Origin of the sequence: uncultured Lacinutrix sp. (assembly GCF_947500325.1) — a bacterium.
In the GTDB taxonomy this organism is placed as follows: Bacteria; Bacteroidota; Bacteroidia; order Flavobacteriales; family Flavobacteriaceae; genus Lacinutrix.
On record NZ_CANMRQ010000001.1, the window covers coordinates 188490 to 204117 of the forward strand.

A 15628-nucleotide genomic window follows, 5' to 3' on the forward strand; every position below is an offset into this window, starting at 1 on the left:
TTTTGAAACTTTATAATTCTAATATATTAAAAGGCTTATGCATTGCAATAAGCCTTTTTGCTTTTTCATGTAATTTAGATTCTAAAGAACTCTTTCATGATGATTTTGAATCTAAAGACCTAAAAAAAGACTGGAAAACATCTGGAAATGGCATAATTTCTATAGATACTACTAAGGCTTTTTCTGGAAAACAATCAATTAAATTTGTAAGTGGTGAAGGTTATAAAAACCATGCTTTTATTAATTTAAAGTCTTTGTTTCCTTTAGCTGAAAACCGTTTCCGAGGTAGTTTAAAAATGTATATTGAAAATGCTTCTCCAGATGGTATTCATTGGACAATGATACAGGCTTCTGGAAAAGTAAAAGGGGAAGACTATAGTGCCGAAGTAAGATACGGAGGGCAGCACCAAAAACAATTAATGGCTAATTATGATACTAAGGGCGTAAAAAGTGATTGTTGGCAACATAGTGACGTTAAAATTCCAGAAGGAGAATGGTTTACTATAAATTTTCTTTTTGATACCAATACTAATGAAATGCAATGTGCTATTAATGGTAAAAAAATTGATAAGCTAGCTGTTACAAATCAAGGAGAAGGTTGCGTAGAAAATGATTTGAATAACCTATGGGTTTTTCCAATATTTGATACGTTAAGTTTTGGTTGGGCCGATTACCAAACTGGTGGTGGACAAAGAACACTATGGATTGACGATATTATAATTACTCCTTAAACGGGTGGCGCTCAACCCATTCTCTTGTTGGGTTTAAGTACTTTACAATAAATTTTAAAACTGTATTTGCAATAAAGTTATTGGTGTGCTTCATATAGATATGCATTGTCTTAGGCTTTGCTCCTATAGAGCTTTTAATTTCCATTGCAGTACGCGCATAAACAATTGTTTTATACTTATTGTCAATACCAAATTGCGCCATATCGAACAACATATTCAAATAGATTTTATGTTTTTGCTGTAACACTTTATCATAGCCCAGAAAATATGTTTCGAGCATATTATTATTAAGTATTAATGTGTAAAAACCTATCAATTCATTATTTAAAAAATAACCAAATAGCTTTAAATTATCTTGTAAATGTTCTTTTAAATAACTGAAATGTTTTTCATTTAAAATAAATGAATTTACTCTAGCATTGTCTGATACATTTTTATATAAAGTATACAATTTTGTTTCGTTTAAACGAATAGTTTCCAAATCTAATTCCCTTTTTACTATGGCTTTGGATTTATTTTTTGCTGAGTTAAAACGCTGCCTGTATTTTTTTGTAAAGGCTTTTTTATAATCTTCAATAGTATGCCATTGCTCATGTATATGAAATATCATATTAGGTTGTACCTGTACTTTATATAGATTATGTTTTTTAAAAAAGTCTTGATTATTATGAATAGCATCATCTTCAAAATAATCTTTAAAGGCTATTATTCTTATTTTCTTTTTGTATTGTTCTTTTATCTCTTTTTTAAGATCAATAATAGCATCATCTATTACATCTAAAAATGAGCTATAAGACAGTTCTTCTTCTAAAAAAAACAAACCATGTTGTCCTGTATGCATTAAATTGCCAACAACAAGAGCATTACCTCTAACAATTTTAGATACAATTTGTTTTACTTTCCTAGTAATAAAACTATCTTTATTATTTCTAAAAGCATCATCTAAATACATTTGTACTCGTTGTACAATAGATATCCCTACAAGTTTTTTCGTTTTAAAAACACCTATGTAATAAGGTGTTATGTTTTTTGGGCAAGAGCATTCTAAAGCTTTAAGAAATTCTGTTTTTAGAAATAAGTCGTTATTTGGCAATGCATTCCATTGAGAAGGAATAGCATTTGACGTATTATATATTTTAAATTCTAATTTATCCATAAAAAAAGACCGATAGTCAAGCTATCAGTCTTCATATTTTTTAATTCTTACATATTATTTCCAACCTGCAATAATACTTCCCATAATTGCTATACAAACTATCCAGTAGCCAGCATTTATTAATATATATTTCCAGTTTTTGCGCTCAAACATAGCGTTTATTGCAATTATAGGCAATACCATAAAAACTCCTGCCATTGCACCATGTATCGCTCCATGTCCAAATGTTCTATATTTTCCGCCCCATTCTGCTAAAAAAGCTTGTGCAGTTTCGCCATCTAATTGTCCTTCGGTCATGCCATAAACACCTGTTTCATGAACAACTAAAAACATAGTAAAAAAGGCTAGTAAGATTGAAAGTATAAGAGAAACACCAAAAATAACAGCCATATTGCCGCCTTTCATTTTCTCTTCTGTCATTTCTGCTTCTCGCATCCATGCAGTTCCAAAAAGTTTAGGGTTATACCATAAAAAACCTAGTACGATAGGTACAATTGCAGCAACTAGAATTGCCATAAAATTAAATCCTTCCATATTTAAAATATTTGATTGTTAGTTGATTTAAATGTACAAAAAATATTGTTCTAATTTGTAAGACAATAGCTACCAGCTTCCGCTTGCGCCACCACCACTAGAACTTCCGCCGCCGCCAGAAAAACTACTTGAAGAAGAACTTGATGAGTATGATGAACTTCCTGAACTTACACCTCCAGAAGAAAAGTGCTTACTCATATATGACTTGTTACTTTTTGCAAGTGAAAGCTTGATGGGTTGATAACGCTTTTTAGATCGTGTTAAAAATGAAATAATAATTGGCGAAATAATAAAGGCAGAGACAATAAGTATAATAACATTAGTTAAATTTATATAACCAGAATCAATAATAGACTTACCAATAACTTCTATATCATATCCTAAAACAAATTGTAAAAAAACACCTATAAATAGTGCTAAAGGCATTAAAAGAAATGGTAAACTGAAGGCCATCATTATTACTGTTTGAATTAACAATAATGGAAACATTAAAACACTAACTTTTCCTGTAATGAGACCTATATAAAGATTAATTAATTGTTTATATCCTTTTATAAAAAGCATACCGCCAACTCCTACAAATATGCTAACAAATAAACCAATACATAACATTAAAAGTATTTTACCCCAAAGTGGTATTTTACCGTCTTCTTCTATTAAATTTGTAAATTCATCTCTGTATTTTGGATCATCTATTAATTTAATAACCTCTGAAGTTCCAGAATCTACTCCTTTATAAAAATCACCATCTTTAAATTCTGGTGTCATTATATTTCTAATAATTCGTGATGCAAAAGCATCAGTAATTATAGGTGTTAAACCATCTCCTACTTCTATTCTAAACTTTCTGTTGTTTTTAGCTATTAATATTAAAAGTCCATTATCTGCCTCTTTTTGTCCAAGTTTGTTTTTATTAAAAACGCGATAGGCATAATTTTCTACAGTATCGTTTCCTAAATCATTAATAGTTAATACTACTATTTGATGTGTAGTTTCACTTTCATAAGTAGTAAGTTTTTGCTGTAGCTGAAGTAATTCGTTATTAGTAAAAAGATTCGCTTTATCGGTTACTATTTCTTTTAAAATAGGATAATCCTCTTGCCCGTTAGTTTTAAAAAAACAAACAAAACACAAGAGGATTATAAATTTCAATCTTAGCAAATACGTTATTATATTATAAGAGTGCTTTAGCCTCTGTAACTAATAATTCGTTTTTATCATTAGAAGCTTTAGAAATAAAATCATTTATAGCTTCGTTTTTCTCTAAACCATTCTTTAATAAAACACCTAAAGTTAGCATCACAGCAATACGTGTACCTGCTTTTTTTGCTGCTGTTCCAAATAAAGGTTCTAAGTCTTCATAAGGCACTTTTTTTGCTAATTCCTGAATTTCGGCTTTAACCTTTAATTGCTTTTCTTCTGGTAAATTGGTGTATTTTTTTCCTAATTGAGCAATAACACTAATCGCTTTTCTTTCTGGTTGTGTTTTTTGAGGTTTTTGAGAATTACCATTTTGTTGCTTAGGTTTTTGTTTTGCCCAAGAATCTCGTAATCCAACAGTTTTATTAAACACTAATTTTTCAAGAGTAGCATCTTCATCGACATTAAAATAGCCTAAACGTTGAAACTGAAATTGCTCTCCTACATTTGCATTAGCCAAACTAGGTTCAACAAAAGCTTCTATGGTTTTTAAAGAATTTGGGTTAATAAATTCCATAAAATCTTTATCTGCATGACTATCTGGCGATTCATCGCTAAATAAACGGTCGTATTCTCTAACCTCTGCTTTTAAAGCATGTTTAATTGAAACCCAATGTAATGTGCCTTTAACTTTTTTAGAAGTATCTTCAGAATAGGTACAATGTATTTCTATTATTTCTCCATTTGTAGCTTTAACAACATGCTCTGCTCTTATAATATAGGCGTTTTTCAACCTTACTTCTCCACCTAATTTTAATCTAAAAAACTTATTCCCGGCTTCTTCTTTAAAATCTTCTTTTTCAATATAAAGCGCTCTAGAAAAAGGAATTTTTCTAGAGCCTGCACTTTCATCTTCTGGATTATTCTCTGCCTCTAACCATTCTTCTTTATCTTCTGGATAATTTGTGATTACTAGCTTTACTGGATTTAAAACAGCCATAACCCTATTGGCTTTTTTATTTAAATCCTCACGAATACAGAATTCTAAAAGCGATACATCTATAACATTTTCTCTCTTAGCAACGCCTACAGTTTCTACAAATTTTCTAATAGATTCTGGCGTGTAACCTCTACGACGTAAACCAGAAATGGTTGGCATTCTTGGGTCGTCCCATCCAGAAACAATTTTGTCTTCTACCAACTTAAGTAACTTACGTTTACTCATTATGGTGTAACTTAAATTTAATCGTGCAAATTCTCGTTGTTTAGGGCGTAATTTATTAGCATCAACTACTTGGTCTAAAAACCAATCATAAAGTTCTCTATGTGGTTTAAATTCTAATGAGCACAACGAATGTGAAATTTGTTCAACATAATCACTTTCTCCATGTGTCCAATCGTACATTGGGTATATACACCAATCATTTGCTGTACGGTGGTGGTGCTTTTTTAAAATACGATACATAATAGGATCTCTCATGAGCATATTTACATGCTGCATATCTATTTTAGCTCGTAAAATATGATCTCCTTCGTTAAATTCCCCAGCTTTCATTCTTTCGAATAAATCTAGGTTTTCTTCTACAGTTCTATTTCTATATGGACCATCTACACCTGGTTGTGTAGGTGTTCCTTTTTGCTCTGCCATAGCTTCACTAGTTTGTGAATCTACATAAGCTTTCCCTTCTTTTATTAAGTGAATGGCCCAATCATACAATTGTTGAAAATAGTCTGAAGAGTAACATTCTTCTGCCCATTGATAACCCAACCAAGACACATCTTTTTTAATAGCATCTACATATTCTTGTTCTTCCTTTGCTGGATTTGTATCATCAAAACGAAGATTTACCGGTGCATTATATTTTAATCCTAAGCCAAAACTAATACCAATGGCTTTGGTATGACCAATATGTAAATACCCATTTGGTTCTGGTGGAAAGCGAAAACGTAAACTATCGTTAGACATTCCGTTTGCTAAATCTTCTTCTATAATGTGCTCTAAAAAATTGAGCGATTTTGTTTCTTCAGACATAAAAAATACTATTGATTATTGCTATTAAATCAATTTATTATAAGCTGTAAAATTAGTGAAAATCCATTATATACGTAACAAAGATTCTGTTTCTTACACTAATACTATAGAAATACCTTTTATCATTATTAAAACTAAAAATATAAACCTATGAATTACGAATGTCCAAAATGTCATAATACTACCTACGATGTGGATGAAATGAGAGCTACAGGAGGAACATTTTCAAAAATCTTTGATGTACAGAATAAAAAATTTACATCGGTAACTTGTAAAAAATGTACCTATACAGAATTCTTTAAAACCAAAACAAGTGCAATAAGTAACATCTTTGACTTTTTTACGAATTAAAAAAGACCTTTTAGCAAATAGAAAACTGAAAGGTCTTTAAAAAAAAGTGGAATTTATTATCCTGCTACTTTAATAATCTTATTAAGAGTATAACCATCTGTAATGTTTCCTGTGACTGAGTCTGCTAGGTTCGCAGATTCTACAATACCATCATTGGAGTTGTTAGTATCTGCTACTCCATTATATTCTGTTGTAGCATATACTGTATTAGAAATATCATCTGGAAATGACACTTGAGTTATTAATAAAGATCCTCCTGAGCTATTTTTTACCTCAACATGAAGATGTGGTGTTCTTCCTGGATACCATCCTGGGTATATACTAATAAATGAAGCATTTCCATTAGCATCGGTAGTTTGACGACCTCTTAAAAAGTCTTCACTTGTAAAATCGCCATCTAATTGTCCTGAATACTCAGAATAATTTCCTTTGGCATCACATTGCCATATATCTACAAAAACACCTTGTAAAGAAGCACAGTTGTTGTTTGTGTTTTGAATTGTAAATTTAATTAAAAGCGGTATTCCTGCTCTATTTCCAATAATATTCTCTCTTACTAAGTCTGCAGGTGTCATAATTGGAAACGGCCCAGCTGTTTCTGAAGGAGAAGATGAGCAGGTATTTGAATCGGTTGTATTATTGTCATCATCATTACTACATGATGTTAAAAGAGTTGGAATAGCAACTATAGTTCCCATGCCTGCAAGTCCAGTTTTTAAAAATTTTTTTCTATCCATAATACTTATTGTTTATTATATAAACCATTAATTTTTTATTAACCCTAATTTTCTACAATACAAACACTTAACTATTAATTTTTATTTACCGCGAGATATTTGTTCTCTGGTTTTAATTTAAAATATAATTCGTGGCTGCTTCTATATGGATATCTTCACTATTTGTAACTTGAGTTTCAGTTGGAAGTAATATTTCGTCTGGAGTAATCCCAACACCTTCAAATGATTGGAACATATCATTATATTTTATCTCAACATCATGAGTAGAAACTCGTGTTTTCCATTTACCATTACCGTTGGTTAAAGTAAAAATATCACTCCCTGCAAAAATTCCAAAAGTAATTTCACCAATCGTTTTTACATGTGATTGTGTTTTCATAGCTGCTGTAAAATATTCAGCTGCACTTGCTGTTCCTTTTGCTGTTAAAACAGCTACTTTATTTGTATATTGAAAAGTGCCTGATGCACTAATAGTATTATCTTCTGGAAAAACTCCTGCAACGTAACCGCCTTCAACTCTAGTATCTGGATAGCCTTCAAATTCTTCTGTTGCCCAATTTCCTAATGAAGATAAAGTACTGCCTGTTGTTGTTTTTATTCGCTGTCTTATTAATTCTATTGGTGTACTATTAGAAAAAAAACGTCCAGCCAAATAATAAGCAAAAGGCCCTTGACCTCCACCATTTGTTCTAATGTCTATTATAATTCCTACTTTACTCTGTAAGGCTGTTAATGCTTCATCAACAATAGCTTTAAAATTATTGAATTCGCTATCATTTTCAATAACAGGTTCAAAATTCTTAGAATTAATATATCCTATATTCGAATCACTTACTAGTGTCCCGTATGATATATATGGGTTATTTGCACTATTTGAAACAATGTTAACTTTACTCGCCGTATTATTTTCTACCATATTTATAACGTTTTCATTAAAACTTGGTGAGTACACAGCTTCTTGATTATTGTTATATATAACATCTGCATGACCATCTTTAATAATCGTTGTCATTATAGTATTAAATTGGTTAAATAACTCTGCATCTGTAGTTGTGCTTGTTATTTGTGGATAGTAGCTATCGTAAATTGTTTGCCAATCAATATTTTTTCTATGCATTAAAGGATAATGTCTATCATAAATATCCCAAAACTCTTGAAATACTTTTTGCTGTTCTGTTTTAGCTGAACCCGAAGGTGTAGTTGTTGGAGAATCATCTTTACTACATGATGAACAACTAAATAAAATACTTATTATTAATATGCTTATTACTTTTTTCATAATTGTTTATTGAGTTAAAATATTATATGTAGTGATTTCTTGATTAGTCATCCAGTGAATACCTTCAGCTGGTGCTGCATTAATTGTAAAGTAATAGAAGTCTTCTGCTTGCTGTTGTGTAAAACCAACCGAAACATAATAATTTATATATGGCAGATGATTAGCATGGCCAACCGGGAAATCGGTAGCTTGTATGGAACCTCCATCAGACCATGAATGTACGCCAATTTGTGTGTTAACTCCTTTTGTGCGTTCTATTCCAGCTAAGAAAAAATCAACGCCTCCAGATGCTATTAATCCATTATCAAGTAAATGTGTATTAATATCCAAATCATGCACTCGTTTTGATAATAAGAGATTGGTTTCATCATCTTCAGAACCATCACATTGGTTTATGTTAATCTTATTTATATTAGGGAATGCTGTATATAATGTATTAAAATCGTTTAAAGAAGAACTTCCTATTACACCATTCATTTCTATTATAACATCTCCTTCAAGTACTTTAAAAATCCCTTGAGTTCTTGAATTATTATTTGTTAGTGTTGGTGAATCATCTTTACTGCATGATGTAATATTAAATACTAATGTAAACAGTAAAATTAATTTTAACTTTTTCATTTAATTTCTTTTTTAATTTACTGGCACAGGTGACCAGCGAAGTTCATAAACATCTATATTATTAGTAGGTAGTTGTATTCCTATATTGCTATTCTCTGTTGTTTTCGCTATTCCGCCTTTTCTATTTTCATCTCCTACTTCGAAAACAATATAGCTTCCATTAACAGGAGAAATAGCGCCTCCAGAAACTTCGTTTGTAATGCCAGTAACCACTATTTGTTGTATATTATTATTAGAAAAATGATAATAACTTAGATCTAAAAATGATAATTTGGTGTTATCAATACTCCAAATGGGTTGGTCTTTATTTTGGGCAATTAATGTATTAGCACTACCATCTGGTTTAATGGTATATGCATGTGTATATGATACATCGTCCTCATCATACCTCCACGTTTTTGTATAAACTAATGTTGGATTAGATATATCGTGGTTCCAGTTTATTTCTTCATACCAAAACTGGTCGTTATTAGGAGAACTTTGAATGGCTGTTAAATCTGACATTACAATTTTATTTCCTCCAGCAATTTTATTTTCTACTAAACTCATTGGAACGGTATACAGATTTGTTGAAAACTGAGTTAAGTTGTCATTATTATTTCCAATATTAGAATTTCCAGTCATTACTGAAAGAGCTAAGGTTAGTCCATCTGGAGAAACTCCTAAAGAACGAACGTCTAAATCAAAGTTTGAGATTTTAGTTTCTTCTTTTGTTTGTACATTAACTCGCCATGCTTCCCAAGCAGTTCCTGTTGCCCCTTTAGCACTTGCATAATAAACATATTTTGCATCGGGACTCCATGATACGTATCCAGAGATAGGTCCTGCATTTGCCAATTCTTCTATATTAGAACCATTAGGATTCATCATATATATTTTTTCTGTGTCACCAAACGCTATTTTATAACCATTTAAATCTGTTGCTACTTCTTGTAAAAGCGTATTATTAGTTTCAGGGTTTATAATAATTGGGTCTGGCGTGTCATCCGCTTCAGAACACCCTAAAAAGGCAATTATTAATATTGCGATTATTCTAAACTTCATTTTTTGATTTATTAAGGTAATTTATGTATTCATTTGTGGTTGTTGGGCTGCTAACCAATTCAAAAAAACGGGTAACAGCCCACAACACTTTTAAACTATATTTTATTGTCTATAAGTTCCATCTGGTAATACTGTTGGGAACTTGTATTGGGGATCACTTAATAAAGCATACGCAGCAGTATCTCCACTTTGTATTAAAGCAGGAGTATTTAATGTCCATTCATTATCAATTTCATTTAAACGAAATTCCTGTGCACCTAGCATTGAGCTCATTACCCAATAAATATATTCTCCAGCCTGGCATTCGTAATCGCATGTTTGATCATCGTATGAATACCATGCATTAGATGGATATGGATTTGGAATAGTAGTAAATTGACCACCTCTAGCTATGTCCATAGCATTAGACATGGCTGAACCGATTTGGGTTCCAAAAACGTTAGGATATGCACTTTCATGTCCTGCATGTGTAACTATATGCCAAACTTCTTCTAAAGCTGCATCAAATTCTCCCGTTCTACCATTAGCAACAAAATTAGGGTGTGTTTCATCATTTCCTAAATCTTGACCTATACGACCATCAATAAATGCATTGTTTAAATCACTTTCATTAGCCCACATAACCATATAAGCTTTATTAGCTAGCATAGCATCTATTACTGCTTGGTTATCTATAGTTCCATCTTCATTATTATCTAGATACTGAGCTAAAAGGTTTGCTGCATGAAGTAAATTTGTATCTGTTACTCCAGATACGGCATAGATATCTATTCCAAAAACGACAACCTTTCTATTAAAATTAGATAATACACCATCATTGTTTGCAACTATAGTAAAGTTTGGATCACTTCCAGGATTAATAGTTGTTGTTGGGTTTGTTATTGGGCTATCGTCTTTTGAGCACGATGCACAGCTTAATACTGTTATGGTTAATAAAGCCATTAATGTTGAAAATAGGTGTTTCATAATTTTATTTTTTTTAGTTAAACTATCTTTTTATAGACATGGAATAGCAAAATAACGACCAGTCTTAAAATTTATTTATAGGGATAAGTCCGACTGCGTCTATCTGGACTTTTTTTAACAACAAATCATTGATTTACAATACTTAAAGAAATCACAGTAAAGTTTCCTAAGGCTGTTTTATTTGTAGTAGTATTAGTAATATTTCCTAATAAACTTACTGGTGGCGTAGAAAATAATTGACTTGGATCTCCTCCAGAACTATCTCCCGCATCTTCGTTAGCTTCAATTTGAGAACGTTGATTTAATAAAAACTGATAAGAGCTAAAATTTATGTTACCTAATAAGACTTCTATTGCGTCATAATCTGGTAAAGGAGTTTCGTCATCTTCTTCTTGAAATTGAAATAAATCGATCCCTAATGATGCTTCACTATTTCCATCAAAAACAACATCATTAGATTCTATAAAGTTTGTAGACACTAATGTTCCTTGGTTATATAAAGATACTGACGCTTTATAAAAATTAATTGCGCCTTCAGGATCATTAAACGAAACATTAATAATATCATCAAATTCTGAATCAATTTCTATTTCTGAAATAGGAACCACTGGAAGCATCGTTTCTTCTTCAGATTTAAATCTTGCCCCATTTGTTAACACTATTTCTATCCAATATTTATTTCCAACAACTGTAGAGATTGCTTGATTGGATATATACACACCTTGATTTACAGAAAAATCATCTGTTACTAAATTAGTAGTTCCATTACTAGTTTTTTCATACAAAGACACCATCGCATTATTTATTGCTTGAAAGCTTCCTGAAGCATTTAAAGGCAACGTTTGTTGAATATTAATAGAAACTTGTTGATTAAGGTTATTTAACTCACCAAAAATTACAGTTTGTGGTTCATGAGCTACGTCAACACTTATCTCTTTAGTACAAGAACACAAGGTGATTAATATTAATAGCGTCGATAGAGTTTTTTTAGATTTTAATACCATCTTTTTAAAATTTAAAATTATATGTTACAAAAGGTATTGGCGCCCCAATTATAGAATATTGAAACGTTTTTAATTGATTATTTCGCAAGCTCGAATACACTGAAAATGCATTTTTACGACTATACACATTGTAAACTCCAAAAACCCAATTACTTTTCCATTTTTTATCTGCTTTTTGTTCTGGAGTGTAAGTAAATGATATGTCTAACCTGTGTGTATCTTTTAAGCGGTATGCGTTTCTATCTGAATATGTAAAATATTGATTACCATCTAACTCAAACTTACCAGTGGCATATGTTGTTGGTCTTCCTGTTTGATATGTAAAAAAAGCACCTGTACTCCATTTTTTGTTTAACTTATAATTAGTAGTTAAATTAAATATGTGTGGTCTATCAAAATTTGAAGGATAATCATTTCCATTGTTTAAATTTTCTGAAGCGAAACGACTTGTCGTTTTTCTTTTAGTAACAGAATAGGTATAATTTACATTTCCTGTTAATCTTCCTTTAGTCTTAAAAGCGCCAAGTTCAATACCATACGAATAACCTTTAGAAGGTAATAATTGTGTTTCTAAATTTTCGTTTAAAAACAAATCTGCTCCATTTTTATATTCTAATTGATTTTTAAACGTTTTATAATAACCGTCTATAGAAAAGTTATATTTTTTGTTTTCAGTATCATAGGCATAGCCTGCAGAAATTTGGTTAACCTCTAATGGTTTAATATGATATCCTGCTGGTTTCCATATATCAAAAGGTAAAGCGGCATTAGTATTAGAAATTAAATGAATGTATTGGAACATTCTATTGTAACCCAGTTTTATCGCTTTTCTATTTGAAAGATCATATTTTAAAGCTAGTCTAGGTTCAAAGTTACCGTAAGACTTTATAACATCTCCTTTTTTGTATTCTTTAGACCCTGTTATAGAACTAACTGTTTGAGGTAAGTTTTCATTATAGAAAGAAACTTTATAAGGGCCAATATTTCCAAACCAAGAATAACGAAGTCCAGCATTAATAGAAAACTTATTCCATTTTCTTTCATAAGACATATATGGTGCTATTTCTAACCCCTTTTCTGTGCCAAAATTAATAGTATTAACGCCCAGATCATTACCTGTTACTTTTGCTGGTGTAAACCTATAAAGTGTATTGTTTATTCCAAATCGAATTTTAGTATCTGCATTCTGATAAAATGTAAAGTCTGGCTTTAAAATCCAGTTCTCAACGGCAGATTTCCAAGTAAAACTACTTGCTGTATTTCCTGTCGGTCCACCACCACTATTCTCAGATGATAAAGCATAATTATATTGACTATAAATCCCAGAAAGATTCATAAATAATTGCTCTGAAAAAATGTGATTCCAACGTAATGTTGCGGTAGCATTTTTCCATTGAAAATTTACGGTTTCACTTGTACTTGTTTGGTTTACGTTTTCAGAATCTTCATCTGGTTCGTCTGTGAATTTTAACTTCATAACATCTGCTCCAAAATAGCCAGAAGCAAAAAGTTTATTGTTTTCATTAATGTTCCAAGACAGTTTCGCATTTAAATCATAGAAATATACTTTGTTACCTTTAATACTTTTTATTAAAGGAAAAAACAAATCAAAATACGAACGTCGTCCAGAAACAAGAAAACTAAGCTTATCTTTTTTTATAGGTCCTTCCAGTGTTAATCTTGAAAATAATAATCCTAAACCTCCTTCGCCTTTAAATTGTTTAGTATTACCTTCTCGCTGACGTATGTCTAAAACAGAAGATGCTCTGCCTCCAAACCGTGCAGGAATACCTCCTTTATACAATTGTACATCTTTAATAGCGTCTGCATTAAAAATAGAAAAGAACCCCCAAACATGAGATGAGTTATAAATTGGAGCTTCATCTAAAAGAATTAAATTTTGATCAATATTACCACCTCTAACATTAAAACCAGATGTACCTTCACCTACAGAAGACACTCCTGGTTGTGTTAATATTGCCCTTGTTATATCTGGCTCTCCCAATAAAGCGGGTATTTGTTTAATATCTTTGGGTTTTAAATTTATAGAGCCCATAATAACCTGTTTGGTTTGACTTTTTGTGTTTTTAGTTGTAGTAATAACAACTTCTTCTAATTCGTTATCTACAGTTAATTGAATTTTGAGCTTTTGGTTTTTAGTCATATTCATGTCTTGCTCATACTCTTGATAACCAACATAGGATACAATTATAGTGTGCTGACCTGCTGGTAGTAATAAAGAGAAAAAACCATATTCATTTGTAACAGCTCCTTTTCCTGTTTCTTTTGAATAAATAGTTGCTCCTAAAAGTGTTTCTCCTGTTCCAATGTCTTCTATTGTCCCACTTATTATATAATCTTGAGCATATAAAGTAAGTGTGAAAGAAAAAAAGAGAAGTGATAAAAATTGGTTTCTCATTTGCGTTTATTTTGCTTATTTACAAAAGAACGCTAGCTACATATTAAAATTGATGAGAGTATATCCGGATGGCGTCTATTCGGACTTATTAAGAGATAATTCGTACTGTTTGGGCGTCATGCCTTCTAAGGTTTTAAAAGCCGAGTAAAAGGTTGATTTTGAAGAGAATCCTGCTTCTTGAGCTAAACCGAGTATAGACATTTGTTTTGCTTTAGGAGAAGCAATAAGGTTTTTAAATTCTTCTACCCGAAAATGATTTATAAATTGGTAGAAGTTAGTTTCAGAACATTGATTAATTAATTTAGATAGTTCTTTTTCTTTGATACCTATACCTATTGCAAGAGTTCTTAAATTTAAACTTGGATTTTGAAACAGTTTTTCAGTTTTTATTTTTAATCTTATATCTTCAAATCTTTTTTGTACTTCTGTATCTATAGCCAATTCTTTTTGAGTTTCCTTTTCTTTAGATACTAATTCTTGAAGTAAATTCTCTTTAGAACCACTTTCGCTAAATAGCTGAGCTTGAAAAAAACCATTATAACCAACCCAATAGACAATAAATAATACTGTAAAAACTTCTAAATACATAAATAAATCTCCCAATATCTCATTTAAGCTTTCGGCAACTTCACTAAAGAGTATAAAAAAATGTAAGATTAAAACTGTTATAATAATGCTCTTAATCCAAGACATTGTTTTGTACTCTAGTTCAGAATAATAATTAGCTACTTTCATTTTGTGCTTAATTAAAATTCGATAGGCAATTATCATTAGTGGTAAGTTAATAAGAGGAAATAATAATGCCGATATTATATCTAGAATGCTATCTTCTTCAAAGTGAAAAATATTAAATATAATACCTGGTAAAAACAATAATAGAAACCAGACATTAAAAGACTTATTTATTGTAATTATTATATAAATAAATAAAGATGGAATAATTAATAATATCACATCAAAATCAATAAAATGAGGGAAATCAAGTATATTCTCTTCAACAAAGTCTATAAGCATATTGCTTAAAATAATCCACGCCAAGCTCCACATAAAAAGAGCCATGAATATGTTAGCTATTTGATTTTTTGATTTAACTGTTAAAAATAAAAACCCAATCATAATTGCTGAAAAACCAGACAATAATTCTAAAAATGTCAAGAAATAAAACTCTAAATCCAATATTCTTTTTTTTATAAAAATACATTCTTTTTTTAAATACCTTTGTCTTTAAATTATATTGTATTGGGAATTATAAAAGTTGAAAATATACGCGTATACGCGTATCACGGATGCCTTAAAGAGGAAACTAAAATAGGAAGTGATTATCGTGTAGATTTAAAAGTTAAAGCCGATTTGCAAAAAAGCGCCAATTCTGATGCTTTAAGTGATACTGTGGATTATGTACTTTTAAATAAAATTGTTGTTGAAGAAATGGCAACGCCAAGCGCTCTTTTAGAGCATGTCGCCAAACGTATTTTAGATCGTATTTTTACTGAAGATAAATTAGTTACGGTAGCTACAGTAGCTGTAAGTAAAATTAATCCTCCAATAGGAGGCGATGTTGAAATGGTGACTATAGAAATGACTGAAAAAAGAAAAATCTAAGAGAGGTAGCGT

The 15628-nt window shown here is 30.9% G+C and carries 15 protein-coding genes; 3 read left to right on the forward strand and 12 right to left on the reverse strand.

What is annotated here, in order from left to right; all coding sequences use genetic code 11:
- Positions 1-2 precede the first annotated feature (2 nt).
- On the forward strand, positions 3-731 hold the full coding sequence (locus tag Q0997_RS00920) for a hypothetical protein (RefSeq protein WP_299883514.1): 729 nt from the start codon (positions 3-5) through the stop codon (positions 729-731).
- Here Q0997_RS00920 and Q0997_RS00925 read toward each other — a convergent pair.
- From Q0997_RS00925 to Q0997_RS00940, 4 genes are all read right to left on the reverse strand, one after another.
- Positions 721-1887, reverse strand: a complete 1167-nt coding sequence (locus tag Q0997_RS00925) for a GNAT family N-acetyltransferase (protein WP_299883516.1) — start codon at positions 1885-1887, stop codon at positions 721-723. The genes Q0997_RS00920 and Q0997_RS00925 overlap by 11 nt on opposite strands.
- Before the next feature lie 54 nt (positions 1888-1941).
- Entirely contained in the window at positions 1942-2421 is a 480-nt protein-coding gene (locus Q0997_RS00930; protein WP_299883518.1) for a DUF1761 domain-containing protein, read from the reverse strand.
- 69 nt (positions 2422-2490) lie between these two features.
- A complete protein-coding gene (locus Q0997_RS00935; protein ID WP_299883520.1) occupies positions 2491-3573 on the reverse strand; it encodes a TPM domain-containing protein in 1083 nt (360 codons plus the stop codon).
- A gap of 22 nt (positions 3574-3595) precedes the next feature.
- The gene (locus Q0997_RS00940; RefSeq protein ID WP_299883522.1) at positions 3596-5593 is read right to left on the reverse strand and encodes a glutamine--tRNA ligase/YqeY domain fusion protein; all 1998 of its coding nucleotides are present in this window, start codon (positions 5591-5593) and stop codon (positions 3596-3598) included.
- A 150-nt stretch (positions 5594-5743) separates the two neighbouring features.
- Here Q0997_RS00940 and Q0997_RS00945 point away from each other — a divergent pair, with 150 nt between their 5' ends.
- The gene (locus Q0997_RS00945) at positions 5744-5944 is read left to right on the forward strand and encodes a zinc ribbon domain-containing protein (protein ID WP_299883524.1); all 201 of its coding nucleotides are present in this window, start codon (positions 5744-5746) and stop codon (positions 5942-5944) included.
- 56 nt (positions 5945-6000) lie between these two features.
- On the opposite strand, the gene Q0997_RS00950 is transcribed toward Q0997_RS00945, so the two are convergent.
- From Q0997_RS00950 to Q0997_RS00985, 8 genes are all read right to left on the reverse strand, one after another.
- Complete coding sequence (locus Q0997_RS00950; protein WP_299883526.1) at positions 6001-6681, reverse strand: intradiol ring-cleavage dioxygenase; 681 nt, start codon at positions 6679-6681, stop codon at positions 6001-6003.
- Between the two features lie 112 nt (positions 6682-6793).
- Positions 6794-7960: a S41 family peptidase gene (locus Q0997_RS00955; protein WP_299883528.1), complete on the reverse strand. Its 1167-nt coding sequence runs from the start codon at positions 7958-7960 to the stop codon at positions 6794-6796.
- 6 nt (positions 7961-7966) lie between these two features.
- Complete coding sequence (locus Q0997_RS00960; RefSeq protein WP_299883529.1) at positions 7967-8581, reverse strand: hypothetical protein; 615 nt, start codon at positions 8579-8581, stop codon at positions 7967-7969.
- Between the two features lie 12 nt (positions 8582-8593).
- A complete protein-coding gene (locus Q0997_RS00965; RefSeq protein WP_299883531.1) occupies positions 8594-9625 on the reverse strand; it encodes a hypothetical protein in 1032 nt (343 codons plus the stop codon).
- 102 nt (positions 9626-9727) lie between these two features.
- On the reverse strand, positions 9728-10591 hold the full coding sequence (locus Q0997_RS00970) for a hypothetical protein (protein WP_299883533.1): 864 nt from the start codon (positions 10589-10591) through the stop codon (positions 9728-9730).
- 125 nt (positions 10592-10716) lie between these two features.
- Positions 10717-11595 (reverse strand): DUF4249 family protein, encoded by an 879-nt coding sequence (locus tag Q0997_RS00975; protein ID WP_299883535.1) that lies wholly within the window; start codon positions 11593-11595, stop codon positions 10717-10719.
- Between the two features lie 4 nt (positions 11596-11599).
- Positions 11600-14014 (reverse strand): TonB-dependent receptor, encoded by a 2415-nt coding sequence (locus Q0997_RS00980; RefSeq protein ID WP_299883537.1) that lies wholly within the window; start codon positions 14012-14014, stop codon positions 11600-11602.
- A gap of 75 nt (positions 14015-14089) precedes the next feature.
- Positions 14090-15190, reverse strand: a complete 1101-nt coding sequence (locus Q0997_RS00985; protein ID WP_299883539.1) for an AraC family transcriptional regulator — start codon at positions 15188-15190, stop codon at positions 14090-14092.
- Positions 15191-15253: 63 nt separating this feature from the next.
- Between Q0997_RS00985 and folB the strand changes: the two genes are divergently transcribed.
- Positions 15254-15616 carry a dihydroneopterin aldolase gene (gene folB / locus Q0997_RS00990; RefSeq protein ID WP_299883541.1) on the forward strand — a complete coding sequence of 121 codons (363 nt, stop codon included), beginning with the start codon at positions 15254-15256 and terminating at the stop codon, positions 15614-15616.
- The last annotated feature ends 12 nt before the right edge of the window (positions 15617-15628 follow it).

Bases quoted from the DNA above. Each gene is read 5' to 3' on its own strand.
- Q0997_RS00965 (WP_299883531.1), bottom strand. From the start codon at position 9,625: ATGAAGTTTAGAATAATCGCAATATTAATAATTGCCTTTTTAGGGTGT.
- Q0997_RS00955 (WP_299883528.1), bottom strand. From the start codon at position 7,960: ATGAAAAAAGTAATAAGCATATTAATAATAAGTATTTTATTTAGTTGT.
- Q0997_RS00975 (WP_299883535.1), bottom strand. From the start codon at position 11,595: ATGGTATTAAAATCTAAAAAAACTCTATCGACGCTATTAATATTAATC.
- Q0997_RS00970 (WP_299883533.1), bottom strand. From the start codon at position 10,591: ATGAAACACCTATTTTCAACATTAATGGCTTTATTAACCATAACAGTA.
- Q0997_RS00980 (WP_299883537.1), bottom strand. From the start codon at position 14,014: ATGAGAAACCAATTTTTATCACTTCTCTTTTTTTCTTTCACACTTACT.
- Q0997_RS00945 (WP_299883524.1), top strand. From the start codon at position 5,744: ATGAATTACGAATGTCCAAAATGTCATAATACTACCTACGATGTGGAT.
- Q0997_RS00960 (WP_299883529.1), bottom strand. From the start codon at position 8,581: ATGAAAAAGTTAAAATTAATTTTACTGTTTACATTAGTATTTAATATT.
- Q0997_RS00925 (WP_299883516.1), bottom strand. From the start codon at position 1,887: ATGGATAAATTAGAATTTAAAATATATAATACGTCAAATGCTATTCCT.
- Q0997_RS00940 (WP_299883522.1), bottom strand. From the start codon at position 5,593: ATGTCTGAAGAAACAAAATCGCTCAATTTTTTAGAGCACATTATAGAA.
- Q0997_RS00950 (WP_299883526.1), bottom strand. From the start codon at position 6,681: ATGGATAGAAAAAAATTTTTAAAAACTGGACTTGCAGGCATGGGAACT.
- Q0997_RS00930 (WP_299883518.1), bottom strand. From the start codon at position 2,421: ATGGAAGGATTTAATTTTATGGCAATTCTAGTTGCTGCAATTGTACCT.